Below are 24,853 nucleotides of genomic sequence, written 5' to 3' on the forward strand. Positions count from 1 at the left end.
ATATAGATTATTATAATACGAAACGGATTAAGGCAAAATTAAAAATGAGCCCGGTACAATACCGGACTCACTTTTATCAAGCTGCCTAATGAAATAACCGTGTCTAACTTTTAGGGGTCACTTCAAAGCTGCTCTTTTTTATTTTTGTTACATAAACCTAGAATTTTGGCCCATACTATACTCAACCATGTAATTTTGTACTCCTAAATTCATGGGTGTAATTTCTCATTGCAGTTAGCTTTTGCTAACTGCTCTTTTGTATTAAGTTAAAAATAAGTTTTAGGTCTTATTTCTTTTCTACGCCATATAATTTTAACCTAAACATCCAGCTCAAAGTGTTACCTCCTATCTTAAAGAGCACTTATGCATGGTGCTCTTTTTTATTTTATTTTCTTTCATTTCTGAATAACATTTTTAACTCTGTTCATTCTATTTTTGTAACTTAAAGTTACAAACTATTTCTGTAAGCGCAGCGTTTCTTTTGTACAACAAGCAGTTAGTTTTGTTAACTAGCTGCTTTGTTGTGTAAAACAAAGATTTTATTTTAAAACTGAACCTATCTAAAAAACATACATATAATATCTTGGGTATCCTTTTTCAATATTAGTTTTAGTCAGAGAGCACTATCAAAAGTGCTCTTTTAATGTATTGCAATGTATCACGTTTTACTTACAATAAACATAGATTGCAATCACAAGGAATTCTACAGGTTTCCCTAGGCCAGTTACCTTGTATTCCTTGCACACCTTAAGGGAAGAATCCGTTTATAACAAACGGGTTCTTTTATTTTGGGTTATAAAATAACTATTTTGATCATATTCTTTTGGGACATACATATACTAAGGTATACGATATGCGAAAATATTCGCGTGGCCCTCTTGCAGGGCTCTTTTATTTTTATTTGGTACAAAATAACGCTTTTGTTTAATAAAAATTAATTAACTATAATTTGAAAAATCGGAAACATTTACTCCATGTTTTTTCTGAATACTCATGCTATTATTTATGTGCTGATGTTCACCATCCCAAGAACTCAGTAATTTCATCCACAATCTCCACTCTCATCCTTTTGAGAGTGGAGCCTTTATTTATAAGGGTTATCCTCAATATTTATTAATAGGGGTACCGTCACATGCCCATCAAGCTAACCAAGTAAATTACTAGGTGCGAAATGATCCTTGTTTCAAAACTAGCAAGCGATAGAAAAGCAAGCATGCCAAAGAAGCCCATTAAAACGTGGTTTTTTCGCTAGGCAGCTTGTCTATGTTTCACTGTCGTTTCATACACAATCCCTAGAATATCAAAGACGGTCATCTTCTTATATCTATGACATTTACGACCGTTCTTTTTGAGCAGTTGATAAAGGCGATGCAAAATTTTTAAAAGTTCTTCTGTTCCAACAGCCATCGCTTGAAAGAGTAATGGAAAGTAATCTTTAATCATATAAATTGCTTTGTATTCACTCAGCTCCTGCTTTTTCTTTTCAAGCAGAAACTGACGCATTTGAAACATCGTAGAAGAACAGAGGAGGATGCCGATGAGTTGACCATATAAATGGCACTCTAGGCGTTCTCTTTTTATATTTTTACATTCATCAATTTCAAAGAATGACTTCCACGTTTTAAACAAAATTTCAATCTGCCAACGAAGTGAATATAATGAATGTACGTAGCTCGTCGGTACACCTTCTAGCGATGTGTTCGTGATATATACATTCATGCCCATTAATCGTTTACTTTTATCCTTCATGACAATGCCTTTCTTCTTTTCGCGTATTGCTTGGTTTTTCAAACGTGTTTGCGTTTGATCATCGGTTAAACGATGAATAATGACACGTGCTGAAAGCTTTTGGTTTTGGCCAATGTATGCCTTGGGGATTTGTATCGTTTCGCCAGGGATTAGATCAGACATTATTTGTGTCATGTCAAGCTGGATGTATTCTGTTTGTTTTTTTAACGTACCATTGTTGAAGTATTCTGGTTCAGGGTTCTTGATATAAATTCGTGTATTCAACTTCAACCGCGAGATATAGTAAGCCTCTTTATCATGAATGGTTTGTAAGTCTCCTAAATCGAAGTAACCAAGATCACGTAAACACAAATCGCCCGCCTCTACGGTTTCAAGGCAGATGGTACCGTATGTTTTATCATTATTCTTTCCTGCTCCAAGCTGCACGTTAAGAAATTGACCACTAAGTAAATCATATTCCAATTGGATTTTCACGCCTGCCTTATTACTACTCCCACCTGAACCTTGATAATCAGTGGCAAAATGGTCAGGCAGTTGAAACACTGTTGCATCTAAAATTCTGATATGATTGAAAGTAGAGATTAAGTGTGCAGAAAGTGAGTGATTTGAACAGAGTTTTTTTGTGAGAAGAGAAGTAAAGACTTTTCGAAGAAATGCGACAGTTGCTGGATTAAAGCGTTGATTCAGTCCTTCTGGACTCATGAGTGTAGCTGTATTTGCATAAAGCTGACTACATAATCGAGTGAGAGAATCACTTGCTATATGTTGACTGATCCAAATACATAAAGCAGCTAAATCTCGTGCGCCATACTTACTTTTACGTTTTACAAATCCTGTCTCCTGTGCGAGTTGTTGAAGAACATGTGGAGATAGGTGTTGCTGTAGTTCTTCAGCGAATAAATAAAACTCATTTTGAATCGATAGATTCATACAAAACGCCATCCTTTCTGTATATTTCTACAAAAAGAATAGCGTTTTTTTCGTTTTATGGATACAATTTTTTAGCTTGATGGCCATGGGATATTACTGCCCTTTAATGTGGCATAAAGTTAACGTACGCCTTGTAGAACAAATAGAATACAATTGAATAGCTTAAGATATAAAAGAGACTTCTTTTCCCCCTTAATATCCATTTTAATTTTCTATCCTGTAGCGACAGCTTTATTTTACTTCCTTTTGGCACGTTACATACCACTTCAAACAATTCACGATACTCCTCATCGATCCCTAAAAGTACGTACTCTTTATCGTTTGTATATTTTATATATAAAAATTCACTGCCGCTTTTACGATCTAATACTGTTTTCATAGAGACAATTTCATCTAACTGATATATTTTCAAATCAACGTCGTTATAATATTGATCTACAAAGAACACATACAGTTTTTTATTTGTAACAACGAGGACGTTATTAATACCAAAATTCATAGAAAGAAAACCGATTCCTAATGTTATAGCCGTCCCTGTTTGCCAACCCTTTACACGCGGATTGGACGCAGCCATGCTATATAAAATCTCTTCACCCTGCTGTAAATTACCTTGCACCTGATGATAACAACGCCGCATCAAAATACTTTTTGTTACTACCATTTTTGCACGTCCTATTTTCTTTTCATCTACTTTTGTTTCAACATTATATTCTGCTACATCTTCATCACTATATTGTAAATTATTTAAACCCTGCAACAGTTCCTCTTTGCGCATCAGTTTCCCCTCCTATTATCTTTTTTATTTTTTTCGTCCTCTTGAAAGCCTGCTATACACAGTATCTGTTGCCAGCCCTAATTCAGAAGCAATCTCTTGCACACTATATTCATCCAGATACCTTTTTATAAAAATTTTTTTATCTTCATTGTTTAGCGACCTAATTAAAAGATAAAAGTTTTCTTCCTCCTCTTCTTTTGTTTGATTTGTGCCTGTTCTCTCTTCATATATATCCTGCTGAAATTCTTGTAATCTATATACTTGATTACTCTTTCTCTTAAAATCGATCGCTTTAAACTTCGCGATAGATATAAGCCAATTTCTAAATTTTCCGCGTTTCTCATCATAACTATCAATGTTGTACCAAATGATTAACAAAATATCATCAACACACTCATCCACTAACACTTTACTATGGGATGTATCTAATACACCGTGAACAACTTTATAAATTAAATCTCCATACTGATCAATTGCTGCATGTAATGCTTTCATATCTTTCTTTCGCAACCCTTCTACTATTTCTACTTCTCGCATTCCTATCACCACTCTTTGCTCCATTCTCTATTCACTTAATATACGAATTATAATGATGGTTTTCTGACATTATGATAAAAAGATCTCAATTTTATGCTTCTATATTGTAGCACTAGTAAAAGTAGGGGTAGCACCACATCGCCATCAAATTAAGAAAACAAGTCACCCCAAAACGAAATTTTGTGCTAACTTGTGACAAAAAAGCTCATTTTTTCGTTTTGGGTTTATTTTAAAATCTTAGCTTGACGGGCATGGGGTACCGTCAGCATTTCGGAAAAAAGCCACGCTAAGCAAAAAATAAAATAAGCTGCCCATATGGACAGCTTATTTACATAATTATCGTTAACAGTAGTCAATGTATCTATAAGTCTACAGTTATTCGTTTCTGAAATCGTATGTATCCTCAGGAACATTTAACGTATGTCCGTTAATGATTACTATATCATTGTCTTTCCATACAATCTTTGCCGTATCTTCTCGGTAATTCCAATACACATTCTTTGTCTTGAAATATTCACGATGATTAAATACTAACTCTCCCCTAACAGCAAAACTTGTTGTTGCTCCGCCATTTGTTACATAAGCTTTAAATGTATATGTTCCGTCAGGAGATTGTTTTTCAGCAATCTTTTCACCTGTAGGTAGTCGATCCATACTGAAGAATGCCCAATACACTCCGTATACGAACAAACCAGTTATACAAAATAATATAATTAACACTTTTTGTTTGGTTTTCTTAATTTCTTTCTCTGCAAAATTCATGTTTTAGCTCCTATTAATGATTTTTATAGCAAACCATTCTTGTTTGGAGGGAAGATCAATCTTTGTTTTGTTTTTCTAACAGTTGAATAACTTTATCTAACTTTTGCTCAATTGGATCTTGTTTTTTGTGATTATTGTTACGCAGAATTATACGTATAATCCCTCCAAATAGTGCACCAATAATTATTGCAATAATGATGCAAGAAATAGTGGTTTCTAAAGGCATTATTTAGCCCTCCCTTTTTTTCCTTATTGTACCATTTAGAAGAACTAATATGTTTTGTGATTTGATTTGTATATTGTATACAAGTTAAGTTAACATAACGTCCTATTATTGATAGCAAAGAAAAAGGAGGAACCCTACTCTCATAAAAGAAACTCCTTCTGTGTTCTATCTACCTATACAATTTTTTATACATCCCTATTTTAGTGCGATTTTAGGTTTCTTGTTTGTTACTGAATTAGTCAAAAAACTGTATAAAATCGTGCATAATTTTAACGGGGAGGATTTTCAAAATACTGGTGGTATTCTTTGGATCATAAAACAAAATTATCAATTAAAATATATATCTTAATATATGTAAAGTTACATATATTAAGATTAAAATCAGTGTTATACTAAGATTAACCAAGAAGCATCCAAGATTCTTTGATTAATCACTACATTTTCCTTAAAGCAATATCAACAAGAAAAGACACTGTATAGTGTCTCTTTTTTATGTTTTGTGCCTTTACCAGTAATAAGAGGATATATATCTATGCCCTCTTATTACTGATTGGTGTTAGAATTTCTACCCCCACAAGCAGAATATCTGAAAGACACTCATATAAGAGTGTCTTTTCTTTATGCAAAAATTATTTTTAAACAAAAACTCTTTATAAAAGAACGCAAGTTCGTATATAATAAGAACAAATGTTCTTTTGATTTAGGGAGGAATAACAGTGTATGACTATTCTATCTTACCGAATAGAATCATCTTATGTGTTGATTTACGTAGCTTTTACGCTTCAGTAAGTTGCATCAAAATGGGGTTAGATCCTATGTATACAAAATTGGCAGTAGTCGGTGATGTAAATAGAAACGGTTCAATCGTTCTAGCTGCCACTCCACCATTACAAGCATTGGGTGTAAAGAAGATGGCCAGATTATACGAGATTCCTTGCAGAAAAGACATTCTTGTTGTAAATCCGATTATGGGAACATACATTAAATGCTCTAATTACATAACAAAATTAGCTTTACAGTACGTTCCTATTGAGGATTTTCACCAATATTCCATCGATGAGTTCTTCATGGATATTACCGATAGTATTCATTTATTTGCTAACGATCCCTATGAATTTGCGTTGAAATTTAAACGTGAAATCTATACGAAAACACGGATTGAATGCACAATAGGAATTGGCCCTAACCCTTTAATGAGCAAAGTGGCTTTAGATGTGGAAGCGAAGAAAACTAAAGATTGTATAGCATACTGGAAGTACGAAGATGTACCCATAAAATTATGGCCAATACGACCACTTAGTAAGTTTTGGGGGATTTCAGGTAAGACAGAAGCGAAGTTAAACCGAAAGAGAATTCATTCAATTGGAGATTTAGCACAATATCCACTTAAATACTTAAAACAAAGCTTTGGCGTTATTGGCGAAGAATTACACTTACATAGCAACGGCATTGATTTTAGCCGTATATCAGAAAAATACGTTCCAACAACAACTTCTATTGGTAAAAGCCAAATACTTATGCGTGATTACACTATAGAAGAGTTTCCAATTATTCTACTGGAGCATGTAGAAGAAGTTTGTTATCGAATGCGAAGGCAAAACAAACTAGCTCAAACTGTCCATTTTTCCATTGGTTATAGCAAAAATTACGCTGGCGGCTTCAGAAAAACTCACACTATGAACCGACCGACCAATTTAACAATGGATATATATAAGATTTGTACATATTTTTTACACGAGTTTTACACTGGAGAACCCATTAGATCCATAAATGTTTCTTTAACTAACTTAATCAATGCAGGCGAAGAACAAATCTCACTATTCGATAATGTAATACAACGAGAAAAAGAAATGAAACTAACTAAAGTAATGGACGAAATACGTACTAAATTTGGTAAGAACAGCATATTAAGAGGAATTTCGTATACAAATAGCGCCACAGCTAGATACAGAAATACACTAATAGGAGGACACAAATCTTGAACAACGCTAATATGCCAAAAGGGCGCGGAATGGTGAAATGGGCTCCATTCGCAGCATTAACACCCCAATTTGATGGGATACGTGAAATCATTAGGGAACACACAAAGTCATTCGTCCGATTTTAACAACTGACGAAAAAGAACGAATTGAAAATATGCTATTATGTTCCTTATTATCTGAAGAAGAAATATTAATTTCATATTATGAAGACGATTATTTACTATCAGGCTATATGACTGTTGTTGATATTGATCCGCTAAATAGCGCTGTTATATGTACTGATGCTTTTGATAACAAGATGAAACTAAAATTTTCTAATATAATAGATGGGGTACCACCAACAAAACGCGAATTTCGCACGTTAAGAAAAATTTGAATGTACTAAAAACTTCCCGTAAGATGCATCCCTACAACTTCATTTAGAAACTTGAAAAATAATGGGATTTTATATACGAATAGGATGAAAAGAGTTTGTATACAAAATTGTGTTTTTGCCAAAGGGATAAGTTCCTAGTAAATTAAGGATACTATAATAAAGAGAAAGCTTTGCATATTATGCAAAGCTTTCTCTTTATTTACTCACAAAATATCCAATTGTATAGATAATCCATAAATGAACTGGATAGAAAATATAAAACATATATTTTGTGAATGCATTATTTAAACCACGCTCCCTGTTATATAAGAAGAAGAATGGTAACGAAAATATCATCATCCATTGGTTATTAAAACCAAATAAACCCATTTCTGTAAAAATTTCTCCAGACATAAATGATGTTGGTACCTCTATTAATGAAAGTAATACATATGTGATAATTAACCACATTTTCTTCTCTCTAAAGAAATAGAAGATTAATGTCATGATGACGCCAATATCATTTGCTTCTGTAAACATTCCTAATATAGCCGCAATAATGGTAGCTGGAATTCCTAGTAAATAGTTTTTTGTACGTTTCGTATAATCAATCGTGCAAAGTAAAACAATACTCATTCCAATTGACAAGAAAATATTATTGTGAAGTCCGCCTTCCCTTGGGAACAAGTACTGAATTAGCGCTGAACCTGCAAACATAATAGCTGCCCACATAAATAAACGTGTAGCATACTTTGTACGATTTCGTGTATAGAAGAATCCTTCCACTACAAAATAGAAGAAAATTGGCGCTACAATACGTCCTGGATGATGCATCCACATTGGCATACCCGGAATGTAAGTATACACGTGGTCAATGACCATAAGAATCATTGCAAAAATTTTTAATTGAAAAGCATTTAACCTCATAAAATATAAAACCTCCACTTTACATGTTACTCAGATACTATTAATCTTTTGAAAACAAAGTTTTGTTTTCTTACATACACAATATACTTTCATAAAAAAGTATTATTTTTTTGTCCAAGAGGTTCTTTTATAAAAAATAGAACCTCTCGAATAGTAAAACTTTAGGAAAACTTGCTATATTATTTTTAGATGAAGTATCTAAAACATTAAATACATGTATTGTTAATTCATTAGTTTTTTCAAATAGTTTCGTCGTATGATGAAAAAGCTTATAATAAATAGCAATAAAAAGATTCCTACACCTATTGCTGTGACTCCATAAATTCCTGATGGAAACTGGTTACGCAGTCCAAACATAGTTCCACATAGAAGGATAGATGCAAGGACAAACGGTGTAAAAATTAAAGTTGCTAACTCTTTGGTCACAACAGAAGTTAATTCTTTTACAGAAAATCCAATTTTTCGGATTCCAGCATATTTTTCTTTTTCTCCTTCAAATTCCATTTGCAGGTAAAAATAAAGTATGCTCATTGCTGCGCTCAAAAAGATAAGGCTCATCATAAAACCGATAAAGAATAAAAGGTTCACCGTGAACTTCTCTGTATTGTATAAAGCAATTTTTGAATGAATTTGGCGTTCATACTGTTTTGGGGTAATTTTAGAGAAAATGGTTTCAGCCAATTCGAGTTTTTCAGTCCAATTCTCAACCTCATAAGAAAATACTTTAAATATAGGATAATCAATGGTTTCATAAACTGCGTCCGGGACGATATAGTATACCTTTTGAATGCCTGACATTAAAATATTTCGTTTCTCAATGCCTGCGTATTTAAGTTCTCCAAACGGATAGTCATGAATTAATTCCGTACTTGGAAGAATATTTTGATATCCTGCCGCAGCATAGTACTCATCATCCTTTAATGAAATCGTTTTATGAAAGCCAAGTGCATTATAATTCGAAACTGACATAAAGCCGATATTATGATTTTTATCTGTTTTAAATGCAGAATAATATGCATCGTATTTACCTTGGCTTGCTAATGCATCTTCAATAAATGCAACATCTTCCTTCTCAACTTCCGGTCTATCTCCCGGAAGTGAGAGATATTGAAAGCTGTACGGTTCTATTGATTCTACTCTCTTATCTATATTGTAATAAGAACTGAACAGTACGTTTGTACATACAAATACTCCTAACAACAAAACTGTTAATAAGTAGATAAGGTGCGCATGTGAGCGTCCTTTGGCTTTTAGGTTCGAGACGTAAAGCATATTTGTCTTTTGGTAGTACGACGGTCTATTTTGTAATACACGAATCGAAAACAACATTCCCTGTGTGATAATAAAATAGATGGCTAATAGGGAACTGACAAATAGTAAAATGTAATAGACCATTCCAAGTGATTCAACCCAATTCATTTCTAATATAAGTGATAGTGCTAAAAATCCACTCGTTATTACAGATAGTAACAACTTCCATGGTGCAGGTGCTATTAACTTTTCCTGTGTTACATCTGCTTTTAACAGACGAACAGCTTCTTCTTTGTTAATAAAACGTGTTATAAATTTAGAAACGATACAGAATAAAATTGTAAATAGAACAGTTGTTAATACGATAGCTTGTACTGGTATATACATACCAAAGCTACTCGCTTGTAACACCCTTTTAGTAATCATTAAAAACAAAGGGGCAATTACAAGCCCAAGCACAATCGCTGTTAGAATTGCTACACAAGCAATAAGCATATTTTCTCTGAACAACATCTTACGAACTTGCTGCATAGATGCTCCAGTAATCATAAAAATTCCAAGATTTTTCGTTTTCTTTTTCAAAAACGAAAACATCGAATAAATGATGAACACGAATGAAAAAATATACACAATAAAGCTCGTAAGCATCATTACAAGGCTAAGTGTACTTCCTATTTGAATGGTCATCACCATTGGATGAAATGCTATAATCGAAAATAAGAAAAATATTAAAATGGAAAATACACTGCTGAAAAAATAGGAAATATAAGTCCATTTATCGCGCAAAATGTTTTGAAGGACTATATGATTAAAGCTCACGCTGACCACCACCTAAAAATGTAAGTGTATCCATGATTTCCTGATAAAACTCCTTTTTATTATTACCTTGATACACTTCGTTATAAAGGATGCCGTCTTTTATAAAGATTACACGATGTGCAAAGCTTGCAACATAGGCATCATGAGTCACCATTAAAATAGCTGTATTAAAGGTTTTATTAATTGATTCAAATAACGACATAACATCATTTACTGCTTTAGAATCTAGATTTCCAGTCGGTTCATCGGCTAATAATAATCCAGGTTCATGAATAACAGCTCGCGCAATTGCCACACGTTGTTTTTGTCCTCCTGAAATTTCAAATGTACGCTTCTTTAAAATTCCTTTAATCCCTAGGAAAGTTGTAACTTTCTCTAAACGTTTACTCATTTCAGTAGCCGGTATAGAGTCGAGTGTCAACGGTAATAAAATATTTTCCTCTACTGTTAAAGTATGAACAAGGTTAAAATCTTGAAAGACAAACCCTAATTCTGTACGACGAAACTTTGCTAATTCAGTATCATTTAATTCATAAGGATTTTTTGAATTAATTGTAACTAATCCCTTAGTTGGAGGATCGATTGTGGAAATACAGTTAAGGAATGTTGTTTTACCACTACCGGAAGGACCCATTACGGCAACAAACTCATTCTTTTCTAAATGAAAATCAATCCCTTTTAATGCTTTATAAATAATTTCCCCTGTATAGTCCTTTTGAAGATTCTTTACATTTAATATTGTGTTTGACATTAGTATTTCACTCCTTCGTATCTTTCAGTATTTTAGTATAAATATGCTTGTTACTTCTTAACATCTCTCAATGTGACAGCAAGATGACAAAATTGTCACATTCAAAACGGCTACCTTATTTGGTAGCCGTTTCTATACTTCTTGAGAAGTCTATTGTAAATGTTGTTTCATTATCTTTAGAATGTAGGTGGTATGGATGATTTAATGTAGTAAGGATCCTATTTACTAAATAAAGACCGATACCAGTTGCTTCCCCTTTTGTACGTCCTTTCGTTCCTGTGTAAAATAATTCAAAAACACGTTTTATTTCACTTTCAGGTATCGTTTCTCCTTTATTTTGAATGAATAAATTTCCATTTTCATAATGAATCATAATAGAAGAGTGTTTTTCGCCATATTTAACAGCGTTACTTAATAACTGGTAAACCACAACTTTTAGCCATTTACGATCTGAATAAAGCAATATATGCTCCGGTATGGTGCTTTTAGGAAATATTTCTTCCTCAATAAAATAATCTCTTAAATCGTTAATAACTTCCTGTACGACATGCTTTAACAGAATTGGTTCTATTTTTAAATCTGCTAATAATTTAGTAGAGCGACTATACGTTAGTAACTGATTTAAAGAGAAGTTCAGTTTATCACATTCAACTTTTACTTTTTGCCATTCTGCAAGGGAATTTGGTTCCTTAAACTGATTGGATTGTATAAGCAGTTGAATGACAGAAAGTGGCGTTTTCATTTGATGAACTGCATAAGAAATCATTAATTGCTGATTATGTAAAGAACTCTTATACTCCTCTTCTTTTGATAAAAATAAGGATTGAAAATATTGCAATTGAGTTGCGTATGCTTTCTCGTATGGAGCAATTGGCTGATAAATCATGAAACTGTCCGTATGGATGTTCTTGTTCCCAATATGTGCATACATTTTTTTACGACGTAAATAACGACCAAAAAGTAATACGATTAATAGAGAACAGGCTAGAAATATAAAATAGGTATAATGATTTTCAAAACCATCTAATCGATTAATAACGATTGGTAAGCTAATAAATGTAATAATATAAAGAATAATAAAGCTCAAATGGTCTTTTAAAAATAACTTCATGTGAGTTTCTCCGTTAATTGATAGCCAATTCCTCGAATAGTTCTAATTTCTAAAGTAGAATGGATGGCTTCTAATTTCTTTCGTAATCTCGCAATATTTACTGTTAATGTATTTTCCTCTACAAATTCTTCCTCATCCCAAATGGCTGTAAGGAGTTGCTGTCTTGTTACAACATTAGGATATGCTTCAAAGAACATTGTACATAGCTGGAATTCTTTTATCGTTAATAGCTCCTCCTGTTTAGGTGTGCATAATCGTACAGTATCTAAGTTTAAAATTGTATTTCCTATTTTGAAAATTTTTTCCTGTACATTTCTGGCATATTCACCATATATACGACGAATTTGTCCATTAATTTTTGCAAGAACTACTCCTAATAAAAAAGGTTTGGTAATGAAATCATCAGCTCCATTTTCAATGCCATACACTTGATCCGTCTCACTCATACGAGCAGAGAGAATCACAATGGGACAATTCGATATTTGTCTTATTTTACGGGACCAATAATAACCATCAAAGGCAGGAAGGGTAACATCCATTATGACGAGATGGGGTTGGAAATCTTGAAAAATTTCTAATACCTTTTGAAAATCTTCTACAATGAGGCAATGATATCCATATTTTTCGAGGTGTTCTTTTAGTGTATCCGCTATATGTATTTCATCTTCAACAATCAATAATTTATACATTTCATCCTCCGATTTATTTATTAACTTTATCTCATACCTTAATTTTAAATCATTATTACTTATGGTCAAAATGAGACACATTCTTATACTATATAAGAATAATCTTTATCTCAAAGTTATATGATCTTTGCATCAGAACTAAAGAGGGGTATCTTCTCTAAAAGAATCGTTTTCATCTCGTTCAGAGTAAATATACTTTTTTTGAATATTCATAAAAAACTAATGCTAAGTAATTTTTAACAATTGAGAGATAAAATCGAAAAATCAAGATATTTTTCAATTTGAAAGGGAATGCCAATAACATTAAATAAATTTTCAACACCCTTAAGAAAGACTTTCTTTGATTATAGCTGCCATTTTGGCAGCTATTTTTATCTCACAAAAAGGGGCTGATTAGTAGAAGGGGAAATTTTCTATATTTCTTTTTTTATTGGGAACATCTCATATATTTTTTCAGTTAAAGATTGAGGAGACTCTCTTGACGATCTTTTGATCCAATCAATGAAGACATTAAAGAATCCACCAATAAAAAATAATGCTTGAGCTTTGCTCATGTTATTACTGATCGGATTGTCTGTTTCAAATATAGATTTTATTGCGGAATTAACATAATCAAGAAGAAGACCAGACATATTGGAATCTATTATGTTTTTCATTAGGATACGCTCATTGGCCATAAAACTTATTAAACCTTCTATAAAAAGTTGAAGACTATCATGAGAATCTAAATAAGTAATTTCTTCTAAAAATTTGTCGATACCTTTTTGCATAGAGGCATTAAGCACATCGTAAATGGTACGATAGTATTTGTAAAATGTAACTCTTGCAACTCCAGCTTTTTTGCAAAGTTCCGTAACTGTTATATCCTCCAAATTTTTTTCTTGCAGCAGCAGACCCAAAGCTTCTGTAATGTATTCTTTGGAATATACACCATCCTGACGTGAGTTTCTCAGCGCTAACACATCCTTTCATTTTGTTAGTTTTAGCTTCTATTTATCTAAAAGTGCTTGAAAAACCACCCCTCTCTTTTATACTTACATGTGTAAGTGCTAATGTTAATACAAATGTTTCAATGATGACTATGCTTATTCTATAAAAGGAATTTGATTACTGTCAATGTATACAAAAAGGTCATTTGAAACCTTGTACTTACTATTGTAAATAACGAAGTTGGAGGAGATTAAAATAGCAAAGTATCTTTACAAATTAGGTGGTTGGGCAGCAAAACATGGAAAGAGTATTGTTTTTAGTACCTTAGGAATTTTATTCATCTTGGGGGTACTAGCTGGAAGTTTAGGTCCCTCTTTCAATGATGAGTTAACGATTCCAGGCACACCAGCTGAGAAGGCAAGCAAGTTGTTAGAAAAAGAATTCCCCGAATCTCAAAGTGCTGGTGCCCAAATTAAAATAGTTTTTAAAGCTCCAAAAGATCAGACATTAGATTCGGAACAGGTAAACAAAGTGATTACGGATACTTTGTCTGATATTAAAAAAGATGATTCAAATGTTGAATCAATTGCAACCCCTATGCAACTTAAAAATTTAACCAAAGATAATACCATGGGGTATGCTGTTGTCAATTATAAAAATGATGCTGAAGATATAAAGGAATCGTCTAAGAAGAATGTATTAAACAAAATTGAACAAACTCGTGAGGAGGGAATCCAAACGGAGTTAACCGGTGATGTGAAATTTACTGTAGTCGAATCAAATGGTGAATCGGAGGCTATTGGAATAGTTATTGCCTTTATAATTTTGGCGATTACATTCACATCTTTCCTAGCAGCTGGGATGCCTATTATCACTGCTATTATAGGATTAGGAACTGGAATGCTCGTAGTTATGATAGGCTCTAATTTTATTGAATTGCAGGATCTTTCGCTTTCAGTGGCTATCATGTTGGGAATAGCCGTTGGAATTGATTATGCTTTATTTATTATGACCCGATTTAGACAACAACTTGGCGAAGGACATTCCGTTAAGGAATCTATTGCTATAGCAACTGGTACTGCAGGGAGTGCCGTTGTTTTTGCTGGAATCACTGTAATAATTGGACTTCTTGGATTATCTGTCATGAAGATTCCTTTTTTAACCAAGATGGGAGTAGTATCATCTATTAGTATATTATGTGCTGTATTGGTTTCCATCATCGTACTTCCAGCTTTACTAGGAATAGTAGGGCATAGATTTCATCCCTCTATAGGAAATAAATTCTTTAAAAAAATTACAGGTGCAAAAGAAGGCAAAGTACCTTCGAATAAATGGGGAAAGCTTGTCACAAAACATCCGTTAGTTATGTCTTTCCTGGCTATTGCATTACTTGCTGTCATTAGTATTCCCTTTTTCCATATGAACCTAGGACTGCCCGATGATGGGGATACAATGTCAAAAGATACAACGGAAAGAAAAGCATATGATCTCATGACAGAAGCGTACGGAGAAGGTGTTCACTCTTCTCTAGTTATGGCAGCAAAAATAGATAGTAAAAAACAAGACCCACAAAAGACACAAAAAGCAATGGCGGAGATTACAGAAGAAATTGGTGAACTAAAGAATGTTAAGAGTGTAACGCCAGCTTTCCCTAATTCTTCTGGTGACGTTTTTATTATCACTGTGACCCCAAAAACGGGACCAAATGATATAGAAACAAAGAATCTTGTGAAGCATATTCGCGAAAAATCGAATACAACAAAAAAAGAAAATGACATTGAGTTATTAGTTACTGGTACAACGGCGGTCAATATAGATATAACAGAAAAGCTAAATACAGCATTACCTATATTCGCAGTGCTTGTAGTAGGACTGGCATACGTTCTTTTAGTGTTAGTATTTAGATCCCTATTACTTCCTTTAAAAGCAGTAGTAGGCTTCCTCCTTTCATTGGCTGCAACACTAGGATTTGCTGTGTTTGTTATTCAAGATGGAAATCTTCTTGATTTATTTGGTTTCCCTTCTTCTAGCGCAATTCTTGCCTTCTTGCCAATCCTTACAATTGGTATCCTTTTTGGATTAGCAATGGACTATGAAGTGTTTCTTGCAAGTCGTATGCGGGAAGTTTACACGCATACAGGCAATCCAAAGGAAGCTATACTTGCAGGGATGAGAGACAGCGGAAAAGTTGTAGCTGCAGCAGGATTAATCATGATAGCTGTATTTTTTGGCTTTATGCTTATGCCAGATCCAATGGTAAAGGCTATAGGGATGAGTTTAGCATTTGGAGTTCTATTTGATGCTTTTGTGGTTAGGCTGACGATTGTTCCTGCCGCTATGACATTGATGGGAAAAGCAGCTTGGTATATGCCGAAATGGCTAGATAAGATTCTTCCAAATATAGATGTTGAAGGTGAATCTATCTTGCATAAATCAGAAAGTAAAGATAAAAAGTGGGATAAGTGTAGCTATGAGTTAAAGTTTGATAGAAAAGATCGTTTGAACCAACATGGGGTTCAGCCGAGATACCCAGAGCAAAAGAACCAGCAGAAGTTCGAGTAATTTTCTTTGGAAAACATGGTGAATTACGAGAACGAGCGCTACAAGATTAGCTTCAAAGAAGTAGCGCACTAAACTTTTTAATTAATACGATTAGTGTATGGAATACGGTTTATTTAAGTGAAGCAATAAAAGTTTTGAAGAAAAAATTTGATGAAGAGCTATTAAAACATATTTCTCCATTAGGGTGGGAACATATTAATTTCCTAGGAGAATACCGATTTAATAAGAAAGAAATTGCACCTTTGGAATCTCTTCGACCACTACAAACAAATTAACAGTAAAAAGCCGATTATCCCTTAGCGTACTGGAAATCGGCTTTTTCTATGTGGAAATCCGCTTAGCGTACGAAATTCGCGTTTTGTTGGTGGGACTCCTAGATGTAAAATAAAAAGCATGTAAGTGAACATGTTGGATTCTTATAAAAGAGTGTATAAAATGCAAGGGAATCAGATAAGAAAGTAAAAATGAACCGCATCAAAAAGAGAGCAAGTGCCCTCTTTTTTGCTTTTCAACATATTTAATATTTTACTACTGAATTTTAAAACTATGAGAATACGCATTTCCATACTGTGCAACGATTCCATCAGATAACCAAATACGTAAACGGTATGTACCAGTTGAACTAAAATTATTACTAACTTTAATGGATTTAGTAGGTGTTTGCTGTGTAAATACTCCTTCAAGGCCATTCACTTGTTTTTGATATTCCCATTTTCCGTTAACATTTTTCTTTATAATTACAATATAAGAAAGATTTTTTCCGCATTCATTAGCTGGTTTCTTCGCATAAAAACTGATCGTTCCAGATTTACTGTACGTACTTGAATCTACGTTAACTACAACTCCACAATCTCCAGTAGAACCGTTTGCTGCTAGTGCTGGATTAACCATATTAAAAAATAAACTGAAAAATAATAAAGGTACCAATAAAAAGAACTTTTTCATAATGTAACCCCTTCCCTACTTGGTTTGACTATTTAATTTTCAGAAAAAATAGTACACTAAAAACATATATTTTTTTACAAATATTGTTAACCTTTTAAACTCGATAAAGTAATATGATAATATTATGTAATCAGAAATTAATATTATAAAAATAGCAGTATTGATTTTTGAGAATTCCTCAGCATATAAGGGATACCGCCAACATTTTGAAAAAAACAACGCTTAGCAAAAACATACAATAAGCCCCCATCATATGAAGTGATCCCCGAACAGTTGGAGGGAATACAAAGAATCCCTTATTGTGGTGTTTATTAAGTTTTTAATATGTAATCCAGTACATGAAATTATACAGACTAAGGTATTTCTTTGGTTTCTTTTTAAAATTCATATAGCATTCTATATGAATTTTATGGTATTGTATAGATAGAAAATTTGTTTCCATTGTTTATACTCTATTGTACGTAGCGTGAAGGACAAACCTTACGCCCTGTTAACTCGGGCGAGGTTTGTCCTTTTTTTATTTTAAGGAGGAATTTACTATGAAAAAAGTCTACAAAATTGGAGCAGTTATTACAACTTTATGCGTTGCATGTATCGCGATCTTTACTTTAACTAAAAATGAATCAGTCAAAACAGAAACTATAACACCAGAAAAAACAATTGTATCTGCTGCAGATACAAAATTATCACCTGAGAATATAAAAGATATTTCAAAAGAAGAATTAAATCAAAAAATACAATCCCATGAAGAGTTCATTGCGTATTACTATCAACCAACCTGTCATTTTTGTAAAAAAGCTGCACCGGATATCAATCGTATGTCGAAAAAGCATGAGAGAACCATCTATCGTATTGATATCTCTACACCAGAAAATCAAAGTGCCTTTCAAGAGTTCGACATTCCAGGTACTCCAGTTGTTGTAGCTTATAACAGAGGTGAAGAAGTTGAACGTTTAGAAGGAGCTGTTTCAGCTGCTACATATGATGGATTCTTTGCAAGACGTAATTCGAGCGCTAGCTAGTATAGTGCTCGTTTTTCTTTGTAAGAAAGGAGAATTAACATGCAACAAAACGTCCGTATTCATTCGTTAGATATAATAAGAGGTATCGCCATACTATGTATCCTATTTGCGAATCTGCCCACTATGACGGGACTAGATCCCTTTAATCAGGCAGGTTACACCGGTACAGATAAAACGATTCGTTTTTTAGTAGATTTGTTTATACAAGCAAAGTTCTACACTATTTTCGCATTCTTATTTGGAGTAGGATTTTATATCTTTATGAAAAATACAGAAGCAAAAGGATATCCTATGTATAAGCTATTTACCCGGAGACTATGTATTTTACTAGTCTTCGGTTTACTCCACTTCACCTTTCTATGGTATGGAGATATTCTACATGCGTATGCTATAGCTGGATTTATTCTATTATTCTTTTATAAGCGATCTACTAAGCTTATTTTTATAGCTGGTTGTAGTTTCCTACTAGTTAGTTATGTATTACATATTATTGTATTTTTGCGAGTAAGTTCTTCTATTACTCAAGTACCAAATTACTATCAATATATGTTTACAGGCAACACTACCAATCACACCGTAAATCTATTTATACATTATTCTCATCAAGTAAAAGCACGTCTTTTCTTTCTAATGACCCAGGAATTCCAGCAACTACTAATAGGAATTCCGGAATATATAGGCTTATTTTTAATAGGGTTATGGGCTGGTAAGAAAAATATTTTTAAAAGGGTACCGGAATTAATAAAGAAAATTAGATTTTTACAGTGGAGTTCGTTATGTATCTCATGTCTTCTCTCTTGTCCTATTATCTACTACTTTATAAAAACAGATGTCTATTACTCTCAAGATGTACAACTATGGATTCTATTTGGAGGGAAAACGCTAGCTATATTCTATATTTGTACTCTACTGAGAGTTTGTGAGAATAAAAAATATATAGAATGTCTGCACCCATTTATGAACGTCGGCCAGTATGCTTTAACGAATTACATCACTCAAAGCATACTTACGCTTGTCATTCTTTCGTGGTGCTTTAAAGATGTCTCACACGTATATTACTGGCAACTATGTATCTTCGGGCTTTTAATTATTTTTGTACAAATTATATTCAGCAAGATTTGGAGTAAATATTTCCGTTATGGTCCTATTGAGTGGGTATGGAGAAAAGGAGTTTACAAGAAATAGGGCACTATATCATTCTGATCCTATTAAACATTAAATAAAAAAGTGCAAAATCTATCAACAGATTTCGCACCAAAAACAGATAAAAAATACAATCACTAGAAACATAGGAGAGTGTTTCACCACCTATCATAAACCATATATTTACATTTTTGTGTTGTAATTTAAAAATATGTAAAGTTTCATCATTTTGTTTTTGAATTTTCTTTTTATTTAAGCTATACTAAACTATAAAGAAACAAGTCTCCTTTAGGCCGTCAATAATTATGCTAACAACACACACCAAAAAACCAACTCCCGTGTAATGGAATTGGTTTTTTTGGTGCAATTCAGTCAATACAGCAACTTGAACCCACATTTTCAAATGTAATCTTATTAATCTTACCATAATTTTAAAATTCATAAACATAAAAAAACTAAATCACTAGTAAGATGCGCGAATCCGCTGCTTTTCATCAAGAAATCTGGAGTATAACAACAATTAAGTTCATACTAGCATGAACAACAAATGATACTAGTAACCTATTAGTACGCACATATACTACAGCAAGTACATGCCCAATTAGAAAATATCCAAATATAAATGGAAAGTCAAAATGCATAATAGAAAAGAACAATGAGCTTATTAGTATACTCCAGGTTTGTTTAAACTTTCCAGTTAAAATATTTATGGCCGCATAACGAAAAACAAACTCTTCTACTAAAGGTGCAAGAAGAACAATTGAAACTAGTGCTACAGGAGATATTGCTGCAGCAGCGACTGTACTAGACGTATTTGCTGATTGCGTAGTTAACTGAAATATACTCTTATCTAATACACTACCAATCATCTGCGCAAGAAATACGAATATGATCCCAACTAAAATCCATATAAATGATTTTCTTGATAATTTAATCGATAACTTTGGATCGTTTATTAATTCTTTACTATATATAAGAAAAATGATTATCAGCATAAGTGAAAACCCAATTAGTTCCCAATGCACAAGAAGTTTTTGGATTGCTTGCTGTTGGTTTCCCTGAATATCATACCAGCCGGTCTTCGCTAGCAATTGTACACCTATAATTCCAACAAATTGAGTCATTATAAAATATATAAGTATGATATAACCTGATTTATGTATATTACTATTATTCATGTTTATGTATTTACCCTCCACTTTTTTTATTTAATTAACGATTTTGTTAAATTTTGCTCCATCCATTTTTTCTACTTCTTTCCGCTAAACACATTTGTCCAGAAAACCTCATATTGTTGAACAGGGTTATCGAATCTCAACTTGAAAATTTTCACTTTTAATGATGTAACCACCTATAATGGAAATATACTTTTTCCAAAGGAGGAATCTAATGCATATATCAAACAGGGTTGGCTTATTTAGCTGGATTGCAACTTGCCTATATTTTTTAATTGAACCTTTCTTTATTTTCACTTCTACAGCATCTTATAACTATTTACGTCACGCAATGAGTGATCTAGGTGTAACAACCTGTGGAGAATTCACCTACGAAATAGCTCCTTATGAAATATGCTCCCCTAATCATTTTGGGATGAATTTACTCTTTATTATTAATGGAATAACATTTTGTATTGGAGTACTATATATTTCACAACATCTAGAAAAAACCAGAATTAATAAAATAGCTACATTTTTTATACTTATAATAGGAGTCTCCACTATAGTTTCAGGATTAATTCCTGCAGATGTAAACCTAATTGGACATTCAATTCTAGTTTGGATAGGTATGCTTACTGTATTTCCAGGACTATTTATTTTTGCTAAGAATCTTAAAAAAGCTAGAAAATGGACATATTCCTGTTTACTAAGCTTAATAGTAATAACAATCCTTATCTCACTTGTTTTTCTTTTCCCCTTACCTGCAGGTCTACTACAAAGACTTTTCTACTTGGTTCTTTTCGTTTGGGGAACTGTATCAACCTACAAATTAATAAAATCAAAAAATTGTTCACTTTTTTGATACATTTATGAAACATTCATATGTTATCTTCAATACGTTCTTTTCTCTTTATAATACCGTGTGAGATATACTCAGACCTGAAGCCCTAGACCCCTTAACTCTAGGGCTTCTCTATTTAAATAAGGATTTTGTTTAGTTTTATAAAATCTCATTTGTGTAATATCTCAATTTTTTAACAACAGAACATTTAATAATGTTAAAATATAGAAGTAATTCATTTTATTACTAGGAGGAATCTCTATGTCTATGGGAACCTGGGCCGCAATTTTTATTGCTATATTTTGTGGAGTTATTTCTTCTAATAGCAAGTTGAAAAACTCCCATAATGAAAATGGATAAACACCCCACTGAAATGCTAGATATCTAGCATTTCAGCTACTAATCTCTCCCAAATAACTAATTTTCTTAGTTTTCTAACAACTAATTTGTTGTAAAAACTTAACTGCAAAGTACCCTCTAAACTCTTCTAGAAAAACCACTTGCGTGCCACCACCTTTTTTAATGTTATATATTAATTTAAGGATAATCATTCCATTCATATGTATCAAACCTCATGCAGCCTGCAAATGCTTTAATCCTATTTCAAGCGCACCAGTTCCCCCAAACCCTTGATTAAATAAAAAGGGGACATCATACTTCTTTGCTTACTCTTTTGCTACATCAATAGATACATGGCCACATGCACCTTTTTGAATGACAATAACATCATATTTTTTTTATAACACTTCGAAAGGTTTTCTTTACGCCTCCGTGATTTTTCCCATCATGGAAAATAACATGGCAGTCTCTTTTTTTGGCCTACTTCTCTAACGTTCTTCCATTTGATCCACCTAAAACTAGAATTGTACTCATCCCCATTCCCTCTCCTTATCTTTCTTCTTTATCATTTTAGCCAAGAAGACTCCTTCCTCAAGGAACGCAAAGTGAGTAGGTGGGAGATGAATTGGCTTCGAACAGGAGATGGCAAGAAGCCATCTTAATTGTTCGACATACATAAAGTGTTACTTCACTATCCATCGAATGTACGTTTGGTGTATAATAGTCAGATACCGAAATGGAGGTGAATCAAATGATAATTAATAAAGCCTATAAGGCTCGTATCTATCCAAATCAAGCACAAGCAATTCTAATTAACAAAACGATAGGTTGTTCTCGCTTTGTATTCAATCATTTCCTATCCCTATGGGATCACGCATATAAAGAAACTGGGAAAGGTTTAACATATGGTACATGTTCTGCCAAACTTCCTGCCATGAAGAAAGAGTTTGTTTGGCTAAAAGAAGTGGATAGTATTGCGATTCAGTAGTCTGTTCGCAACCTTGCGGATGCGTATACACGCTTTTTCAAAAAACAAAACAGCGCACCGCGCTTTAAATCTAAGAAGAACAACGTACAATCTTATACCACAAAACAAACAAATGAAAACATTGCCGTTGTAGGGAACAAAATAAAGTTGCCGAAACTAGGCCTTGTTCGATTTGCCAAAAGTCGCGAAGTAGAGGGGCGTATTGTAAATGCTACAGTTAGACGGAACCCTTCTGGTAGATATTTTGTGTCACTATTAGTTGAAGCAGAAGTACAAGAACTTCCGAAAACACATTCTTACATTGGAATAGATGTAGGACTAAAAGATTTCGCTATTTTGTCAGATGGAACACACTACGAAAATCCGAAGTTTTTCCGATCATTAGAAGAGAAATTGGCGAAGGCACAGCGTGTTCTTTCTAGAAGAATGAAAGGATCTTCTCGCTGGAATAATCAACGAGTAAAGGTAGCTAGAATTCATGAATACATATCAAATGCTAGAAAAGATTACTTGGACAAAATTTCAACTAAAATCATCAAAAACCACGATGTTATCGGTATAGAGGATTTGCAAGTATCGAATATGTTAAAGAATCATAAGTTAGCAAAAGCAATTAGTGAGGTATCTTGGTCGCAATTTCGATCCATGTTGGAATACAAAGCAAAATGGTATGGCAAACAAGTCATTGTCGTATCGAAAACATTTGCTTCCAGCCAATTATGTTCGTGTTGTGGATATCAAAATAAAGACGTTAAAAATCTAAACCTACGTGAATGGGACTGTCCTTCTTGTCGTACACACCATGATAGGGATATTAACGCAAGTATCAATCTAAAGAATGAAGCGATAAGGCTCCTAACCGCAAGGACTGCGGGGTTAGCCTAATCAATTAGAGTTCGATAGAACTCTTTACTTAGGAATCCCTCACTTCTAAACGAAGTGAAAGTGGGGGGAGTTCAAGTATGTACTTGGTGATGTTAATAACACAAGTGTACAAGCTAAAATATTCATCAACACGAAACAAATTACTAATAATATAACGAAAATCGGTGACAACAAGATGAGAATAAAGCCACTTACTACCAAGCAGATAAAAATAAAGCCATTGCTCATGTCTTCGTAACCATCTAGTCCTTGTACAATATTCAAACTATGCATCCATACTGTGATACTATCCCAATTTTCTATTAACAGATAGCCACCACCCAACAGAAAAGCCCAGCCAAGCAACGTTCCTAATAATCCAGAATTTCGTCCTATATAATACCCAGAAACATAATTCGCAGTTGTTCCAATTAACATTCTTATTTGTATTTCTCCATATCCACATTGTTTTAGCGTTATATACAAATTTCATTTAACTATGGTTTTATCATATCAGAAAATTGCGAATATTAAATAAAAAAATTAGGTACTCTTTATTTTTTTATAAAAGGGTTGTGTTTTTTCTTCCACAACCCTCATTTCCTTCTTAATCCACAGGTACTTCTTCTTGTCCATGTGGAATTTTTGCAATTGGTGTTACAATTTGTGCATATTTGTTTACCTGCACTTTAAATTGTCGTGGTTCTAAAAAGTTTACCTGTTGAATTAAAACTTCAATATGAAACGTATCTACTTTTTTCCCACGTTCAATTTTGGTAATTCGTGCATTGTAAAACTTATCCCCATTTAGGAAATATCGTTGAACAGCTTCTGTAGCAAGCATACGTTCATTACTTGTCATTTTCATTGGTTCAATACCAAATCCATCCTTTGTAAACAAATATGGGACATCATAACTACTATTAGAAATTTTTCGTAGTAAATCCTCTACAGTTTTTGTCTTTGCGATATATTCCTCTTCTTTTGTATCAAATCCCTTTGGCTTATCTCCAAGCATCTCAATTTCATCTTGATTTACTTGCTCTTCCTCTTGTACTTGAGATTTCATCATGTAACGATGAATAGTATTATAGGTAGCAACACCTACCACTAGTACAATCATTCCTAATATGACCAAGTACTTACGAGGCATATTGGATAAAATGTTGATTATTTTTTTCATCTACTCTCATCCCTT

Annotated in this window: 20 protein-coding genes and 5 pseudogenes; 9 read left to right on the forward strand and 16 right to left on the reverse strand. The window is 33.2% G+C overall.

What is annotated here, in order from left to right; all coding sequences use genetic code 11:
• A partial coding sequence (locus EBQ15_RS26180; protein ID WP_139358419.1) for an IS3 family transposase occupies positions 1-89 on the forward strand: 89 nt, incomplete at its 5' end.
• 1,159 nt (positions 90-1,248) lie between these two features.
• On the opposite strand, the gene EBQ15_RS26185 is transcribed toward EBQ15_RS26180, so the two are convergent.
• From EBQ15_RS26185 to EBQ15_RS26205, 5 genes and pseudogenes are all read right to left on the reverse strand, one after another.
• Positions 1,249-2,679, reverse strand: a complete 1,431-nt coding sequence (locus tag EBQ15_RS26185) for an IS4 family transposase (protein ID WP_001054001.1) — start codon at positions 2,677-2,679, stop codon at positions 1,249-1,251.
• 103 nt (positions 2,680-2,782) lie between these two features.
• Positions 2,783-3,454: a hypothetical protein gene (locus tag EBQ15_RS26190; RefSeq protein ID WP_001224325.1), complete on the reverse strand. Its 672-nt coding sequence runs from the start codon at positions 3,452-3,454 to the stop codon at positions 2,783-2,785.
• Positions 3,420-3,991, reverse strand: a pseudogene (locus tag EBQ15_RS26195) (sigma-70 family RNA polymerase sigma factor). Before EBQ15_RS26195 ends, EBQ15_RS26190 begins: the two are co-directional and overlap by 35 nt.
• Before the next feature lie 375 nt (positions 3,992-4,366).
• On the reverse strand, positions 4,367-4,753 hold the full coding sequence (locus tag EBQ15_RS26200) for a DUF5412 domain-containing protein (RefSeq protein ID WP_001008258.1): 387 nt from the start codon (positions 4,751-4,753) through the stop codon (positions 4,367-4,369).
• Positions 4,754-4,808: 55 nt separating this feature from the next.
• Entirely contained in the window at positions 4,809-4,979 is a 171-nt protein-coding gene (locus EBQ15_RS26205; RefSeq protein ID WP_001127870.1) for a DUF4083 family protein, read from the reverse strand.
• 716 nt (positions 4,980-5,695) lie between these two features.
• On the opposite strand from EBQ15_RS26205, the gene EBQ15_RS26215 reads away from it, so the two are divergent.
• A complete protein-coding gene (locus EBQ15_RS26215) occupies positions 5,696-6,961 on the forward strand; it encodes a Y-family DNA polymerase (RefSeq protein WP_000272583.1) in 1,266 nt (421 codons plus the stop codon).
• A pseudogene (locus EBQ15_RS26220) lies at positions 6,958-7,337 on the forward strand (YolD-like family protein). Before EBQ15_RS26215 ends, EBQ15_RS26220 begins: the two are co-directional and overlap by 4 nt.
• 195 nt (positions 7,338-7,532) lie before the next feature.
• Here the strand turns inward: EBQ15_RS26220 and EBQ15_RS26225 are convergent.
• The 6 genes from EBQ15_RS26225 to EBQ15_RS26250 all read right to left on the reverse strand — a co-directional run bounded on the left by EBQ15_RS26225 (position 7,533) and on the right by EBQ15_RS26250 (position 13,826).
• Positions 7,533-8,243: a TraX family protein gene (locus EBQ15_RS26225; RefSeq protein WP_001238741.1), complete on the reverse strand. Its 711-nt coding sequence runs from the start codon at positions 8,241-8,243 to the stop codon at positions 7,533-7,535.
• Between the two features lie 222 nt (positions 8,244-8,465).
• The gene (locus tag EBQ15_RS26230; protein ID WP_000009433.1) at positions 8,466-10,313 is read right to left on the reverse strand and encodes an FtsX-like permease family protein; all 1,848 of its coding nucleotides are present in this window, start codon (positions 10,311-10,313) and stop codon (positions 8,466-8,468) included.
• Positions 10,303-11,064, reverse strand: coding sequence for an ABC transporter ATP-binding protein (locus tag EBQ15_RS26235; protein ID WP_000072384.1), 762 nt, complete (start codon positions 11,062-11,064; stop codon positions 10,303-10,305). Before EBQ15_RS26235 ends, EBQ15_RS26230 begins: the two co-directional genes overlap by 11 nt.
• A gap of 115 nt (positions 11,065-11,179) precedes the next feature.
• Positions 11,180-12,175 (reverse strand): sensor histidine kinase, encoded by a 996-nt coding sequence (locus EBQ15_RS26240; RefSeq protein ID WP_000765293.1) that lies wholly within the window; start codon positions 12,173-12,175, stop codon positions 11,180-11,182.
• Positions 12,172-12,864 (reverse strand): response regulator transcription factor, encoded by a 693-nt coding sequence (locus tag EBQ15_RS26245; protein ID WP_000277458.1) that lies wholly within the window; start codon positions 12,862-12,864, stop codon positions 12,172-12,174. Before EBQ15_RS26245 ends, EBQ15_RS26240 begins: the two co-directional genes overlap by 4 nt.
• Before the next feature lie 413 nt (positions 12,865-13,277).
• On the reverse strand, positions 13,278-13,826 hold the full coding sequence (locus EBQ15_RS26250; RefSeq protein WP_000880564.1) for a TetR/AcrR family transcriptional regulator: 549 nt from the start codon (positions 13,824-13,826) through the stop codon (positions 13,278-13,280).
• 223 nt (positions 13,827-14,049) lie between these two features.
• On the opposite strand from EBQ15_RS26250, the gene EBQ15_RS26255 reads away from it, so the two are divergent.
• Both EBQ15_RS26255 and EBQ15_RS26260 read left to right on the forward strand, forming a co-directional pair.
• Positions 14,050-16,356 (forward strand): MMPL family transporter, encoded by a 2,307-nt coding sequence (locus EBQ15_RS26255; protein ID WP_157405787.1) that lies wholly within the window; start codon positions 14,050-14,052, stop codon positions 16,354-16,356.
• Positions 16,341-16,631, forward strand: a pseudogene (locus EBQ15_RS26260) (Tn3 family transposase); the annotation flags it as partial. The gene EBQ15_RS26255 and the pseudogene EBQ15_RS26260, both read left to right, overlap by 16 nt.
• Before the next feature lie 253 nt (positions 16,632-16,884).
• Here the strand turns inward: EBQ15_RS26260 and EBQ15_RS26265 are convergent.
• Positions 16,885-17,301, reverse strand: a complete 417-nt coding sequence (locus EBQ15_RS26265) for a hypothetical protein (RefSeq protein ID WP_000713112.1) — start codon at positions 17,299-17,301, stop codon at positions 16,885-16,887.
• Between the two features lie 539 nt (positions 17,302-17,840).
• Here EBQ15_RS26265 and EBQ15_RS26270 point away from each other — a divergent pair.
• Together EBQ15_RS26270 and EBQ15_RS26275 are read left to right on the forward strand one after the other, a co-directional pair.
• Positions 17,841-18,323, forward strand: a complete 483-nt coding sequence (locus tag EBQ15_RS26270; protein ID WP_000758631.1) for a thioredoxin family protein — start codon at positions 17,841-17,843, stop codon at positions 18,321-18,323.
• Positions 18,324-18,362: 39 nt separating this feature from the next.
• The gene (locus EBQ15_RS26275; RefSeq protein ID WP_001186984.1) at positions 18,363-19,508 is read left to right on the forward strand and encodes a DUF418 domain-containing protein; all 1,146 of its coding nucleotides are present in this window, start codon (positions 18,363-18,365) and stop codon (positions 19,506-19,508) included.
• A gap of 452 nt (positions 19,509-19,960) precedes the next feature.
• On the opposite strand, the gene EBQ15_RS26280 is transcribed toward EBQ15_RS26275, so the two are convergent.
• Positions 19,961-20,644, reverse strand: a complete 684-nt coding sequence (locus tag EBQ15_RS26280; RefSeq protein WP_001065847.1) for a CPBP family intramembrane glutamic endopeptidase — start codon at positions 20,642-20,644, stop codon at positions 19,961-19,963.
• Between the two features lie 211 nt (positions 20,645-20,855).
• Here EBQ15_RS26280 and EBQ15_RS26285 point away from each other — a divergent pair, with 211 nt between their 5' ends.
• Positions 20,856-21,485 (forward strand): DUF998 domain-containing protein, encoded by a 630-nt coding sequence (locus EBQ15_RS26285; RefSeq protein WP_000548228.1) that lies wholly within the window; start codon positions 20,856-20,858, stop codon positions 21,483-21,485.
• A 551-nt stretch (positions 21,486-22,036) separates the two neighbouring features.
• Here EBQ15_RS26285 and EBQ15_RS26290 read toward each other — a convergent pair.
• Positions 22,037-22,259 (reverse strand): annotated as a pseudogene (locus EBQ15_RS26290) (DUF2325 domain-containing protein).
• Between the two features lie 295 nt (positions 22,260-22,554).
• Here EBQ15_RS26290 and tnpB point away from each other — a divergent pair.
• Positions 22,555-23,676, forward strand: a pseudogene (gene tnpB / locus EBQ15_RS26300) (IS200/IS605 family element RNA-guided endonuclease TnpB).
• 45 nt (positions 23,677-23,721) lie between these two features.
• Here the strand turns inward: tnpB and EBQ15_RS26305 are convergent.
• Both EBQ15_RS26305 and EBQ15_RS26310 read right to left on the reverse strand, forming a co-directional pair.
• The gene (locus EBQ15_RS26305) at positions 23,722-24,099 is read right to left on the reverse strand and encodes a membrane protein (protein ID WP_033683994.1); all 378 of its coding nucleotides are present in this window, start codon (positions 24,097-24,099) and stop codon (positions 23,722-23,724) included.
• A 163-nt stretch (positions 24,100-24,262) separates the two neighbouring features.
• Entirely contained in the window at positions 24,263-24,838 is a 576-nt protein-coding gene (locus EBQ15_RS26310) for a hypothetical protein (protein ID WP_000720700.1), read from the reverse strand.
• Positions 24,839-24,853 lie beyond the last annotated feature (15 nt).

The organism is Bacillus sp. 2D03, assembly GCF_003946765.1.
Classification (GTDB): domain Bacteria; phylum Bacillota; class Bacilli; order Bacillales; family Bacillaceae_G; genus Bacillus_A; species Bacillus_A cereus.